5 protein-coding genes are annotated in these 3,331 nt (G+C 32.3%); 3 read left to right on the top strand and 2 right to left on the bottom strand.

Annotated features, from left to right (window positions below; genetic code table 11):
* On the bottom strand, positions 1 to 213 hold a 213-nt coding region (locus U9R23_01550; GenBank protein MEA3475121.1), incomplete at its 3' end, for a hypothetical protein.
* Between the two features lie 338 nt (positions 214 to 551).
* Between U9R23_01550 and rpmB the strand changes: the two genes are divergently transcribed.
* Together rpmB and U9R23_01540 are read left to right on the top strand one after the other, a co-directional pair.
* Complete coding sequence (gene rpmB, locus U9R23_01545; GenBank protein MEA3475120.1) at positions 552 to 740, top strand: 50S ribosomal protein L28; 189 nt, start codon at positions 552 to 554, stop codon at positions 738 to 740.
* A 47-nt stretch (positions 741 to 787) separates the two neighbouring features.
* Positions 788 to 2,260: a trypsin-like peptidase domain-containing protein gene (locus U9R23_01540; protein ID MEA3475119.1), complete on the top strand. Its 1,473-nt coding sequence runs from the start codon at positions 788 to 790 to the stop codon at positions 2,258 to 2,260.
* A gap of 12 nt (positions 2,261 to 2,272) precedes the next feature.
* Here the strand turns inward: U9R23_01540 and U9R23_01535 are convergent, their stop codons facing one another.
* Positions 2,273 to 2,401, bottom strand: a complete 129-nt coding sequence (locus tag U9R23_01535) for a hypothetical protein (protein ID MEA3475118.1) — start codon at positions 2,399 to 2,401, stop codon at positions 2,273 to 2,275.
* A 96-nt stretch (positions 2,402 to 2,497) separates the two neighbouring features.
* Here U9R23_01535 and U9R23_01530 point away from each other — a divergent pair.
* Positions 2,498 to 3,331 (top strand): RNA polymerase sigma factor RpoD/SigA (locus U9R23_01530; GenBank protein MEA3475117.1); only part of this gene is annotated, 834 nt, incomplete at its 3' end.

The raw sequence follows: 3,331 nt of genomic DNA, 5'->3' as shown, positions 1-3,331 counted from the left end.
TCCACTTCCATTGTTTTCTAAAATACTTACTTGTCCCCAATAATCCTCTCCATGCTGATCGTGACCCAAAACAATATCCAAATCCCCATCCAAATCAATATCCGCCACATCAACAGAAGCTGGTTTTTTAGGGACAATGTATTCTGCAGCGAAGGTGGTGGTAGAAATCAGCACAGTGAGAAATATTAAAACTAAATATTTTATTTTGCTCATTTTCTTTCTCCCTCAGAAATATAAAGTCAATTTTTGAAAAAAAAAGCAGACTGCCAAATTTTTTTTTATCTTCTAAATTTAGAAAGTTCCATAAAGATCTTAAATTCCTTATGGTTATAGATAAATAGTGGGATTATGTAGTTTTCAAAAGATTACCTATATGGTGAAGAAATCAACATTGGAATGTCAATCAGCTGGCTACATTTAGGGTGGATAGAAATTTAATTTCTTGCTTGCTTATGGAATTTTCTAAGATAGTTTTTTAAAAAACTTGCTTTAAAATTTTGTAAATTAAAATTATGTCAACTTATTAAGAGTGAATTTTTTTAGGAGTTAAGATGGCACGGAAGTGTGAGATATGCGGGAAAGCACCAATGTTTGGCAAAAATAGAAGTAAATCAGATAGAAGGACTCCACGAAGATGGAACCCAAATTTGCAACACATAAAAGTAAATGTTAATGGTGTGATTAAAAAGATGTGGGTTTGTACCCAATGTATAAAAAGCGGAAGAGTGAAAAAAGCATAAATATCAAAATCTTAATATAGAGTTAATATCATTCATAGGTGAATAAAATGATAAAATATAAATCATCCGTAGTTATTCTGTTTATATTAATTATTGTTTCATATCCATTATTTGCTATTCCACAGTTAGGTATTAATGAGACAGGACATAGTCCTTTTGTGAGTATTGTAAAAGATATTCGGGAAACAGTTGTTAGTATCAAAGTTGAATGGGAAGAGGAAAGTCCATACCTTGCTTTCAAATCCCCATTTCCTTTTGATGATGACTTTTTTAAGTTCTTTTTCCCACCTGAACCATCTCAACCAGATAAAAGAAAAAGAAAATTTACTGGAATGGGCTCAGGTTTTATTTTCCGTCAAGATGGCAGAAAGGTCTATATCCTTACCAATAATCATGTTGTCGGGAAAAGCAAAGAAGGCAAAGTTACTGTAACACTTTTTGATAAAGAGAAATATGATGCTGAAATAATTGGATTAGACGATAAGACAGATGTGGCAGTAATTAAAATTGAGGTAGAAAAAGCCCAAGAAGTCAATGTTGCCCCATTAGGAGATTCCGATGATATTGAAGTAGGGGATTGGGTAATCGCTATTGGAAACCCATTTTCAGAGAATCTAAGTGGAACTGTTACAGTGGGTGTAGTTAGTGCTAAAGGTAGGGCAGGTCTATCATTTGGGAGCAAATCCCCACTTTATCAAGATTATATTCAAATAGATGCTGCTATTAATCCAGGAAACAGTGGAGGTCCACTCGTAGGTATTGATGGAAAAGTTATAGGTGTTAATGCAGCAATTTCAACAGTTAGTGGTGGAAATGTTGGTATTGGATTTGCTGTTCCTATAAATATTGTAAAAGCTGTAGCCAATGATTTGATTGAGAAAGGTTATGTTGAGCGAGCATATTTGGGTATTCTCCCACAGGAGATTACCCCGTCTTTACAGGAAAATCTAAACCTTGCTTCATTGCAAGGGGTTATAATAGGAAAGGTAGAAAAAGATACTCCTGCAGAAAAAGCTGGATTGAAAAAAGGTGATGTTATAATTGAGTTTGATGGCAAGCCAGTTAAAAATTTAAGTAAATTCAGATTAATGGTAGCGAATTCAAAAGTCGGGGATAAGGTGGATATTAAGATTATCCGCAAAGGTAAGGAACTAATAAAAAAAGCAAAATTAGAAGCTTATCCAGAAACTTCAGTAGCAAAGAAAGAGTCTAAACAAAAGGATACAAATAAATGGCTCGGAATAGAAGTTCAAGATATTGATTCTGATTTTGCAAAACGAATGAAAATCTCTGCGGATAAAGGAGCTATGGTCTCTAAAATAATTGTTGATTCACCGGCAGATGAATCTGAACTTTCTCTTGGTGATGTGATTCTTGAAATTGATTATCAAGAAATTAAAGATACTGATGATTATTATTCTTTAATTGAAAATTTGAAAAAAGAAGATAAAAGTTCAATTTTATTGTATGTCTTAACAGGAAAAAATTATTATCATTATATTGCAATAAAAATCAGATAAGTTGAATATATTTCAGTATAGCAATTTTTTTATTTTATTTGTTAAAATTGTTTTGTTTAGTTTAGTTCCATTTATAAGTAAAATAAGATTGGGGAATATAACATTCATATCAAAATATTGATGACTATATTTGCTTTTCATTCTAATCCATTCTCCGTAGTACTACGAAGGACGAAAGGCAGGCCCTTTAGAATTATTCAATTATAAAAAATTTCAATATATCGGGATAAAAGTATAATGGAAAACCCTGCAGAAGATAAAGGCTTACAAAAGTATCTTTCAGATATTGCAGATATACCAATTCTATCAAGAGAAGAAGAGAAACAATTGATTATAAAGGCACAAAACGGTGACCAATCCGCAATGAATAAGCTAATAGAAAGTAATCTAAAGTTTGTCGTAAGAGTCGCAAGCAAATTTCAAGGCAAGGGATTGACTCTTTCCGAACTAATTAGTGAAGGGAATATCGGACTTATAAAGGCAATTAAAAGATTTGATGTAAAACGAAATACAAAACTTATAACCTATGCGGTATGGTGGATTCAGCAGGCTATCCAGTATGCTATTTATGAAAAGAATAGATTGATAAGGATTCCTGCAAAAACTTTATCAACTCTTAGTAAGATTGAATCTGCGAAACAAAAACATCGTGCATCTGAAGGCGATGAGGCAAGCCTTAAAGAATTAGCAAAAGAGGTTAATATTAAGGAGAAAAAGGCTCAAGATTTAATTGCTCAACAAACTGATATTATATCTCTTGATGAAATTACTTACTCAAAAAGAAATCTCAGCGGACTCAGAGAATATCCAGATGCGTTATCAAGAATTAGGGCTCGTAAAATAACCGACACAAGCCTTCAAGAAAATCAAGATGACCCTAAAAAGATTTACTATAGAAAGAAAATTAAAGAAAAAATCAATAAAAAAATTAGTAAGCTCAGTCCAAGAGATGCACATATAATAAAGGAATATTTTGGATTCGGTGAAGATGATAAAGGAAAAAATTTTGCTCAAATTGCAAGAGAGTTAGGATTATCACGAGAAAGAGTTCGTCAAATTTTTAAAAAGATC

The sequence above is a fragment of the Candidatus Cloacimonadota bacterium genome (assembly GCA_034722995.1).
In the GTDB taxonomy this organism is placed as follows: Bacteria; Cloacimonadota; Cloacimonadia; order JGIOTU-2; family JGIOTU-2; genus JAGMCF01.
Note: the sequence above shows the minus strand (reverse complement) of the source record. Positions and strands in the feature narration are given on the sequence as shown.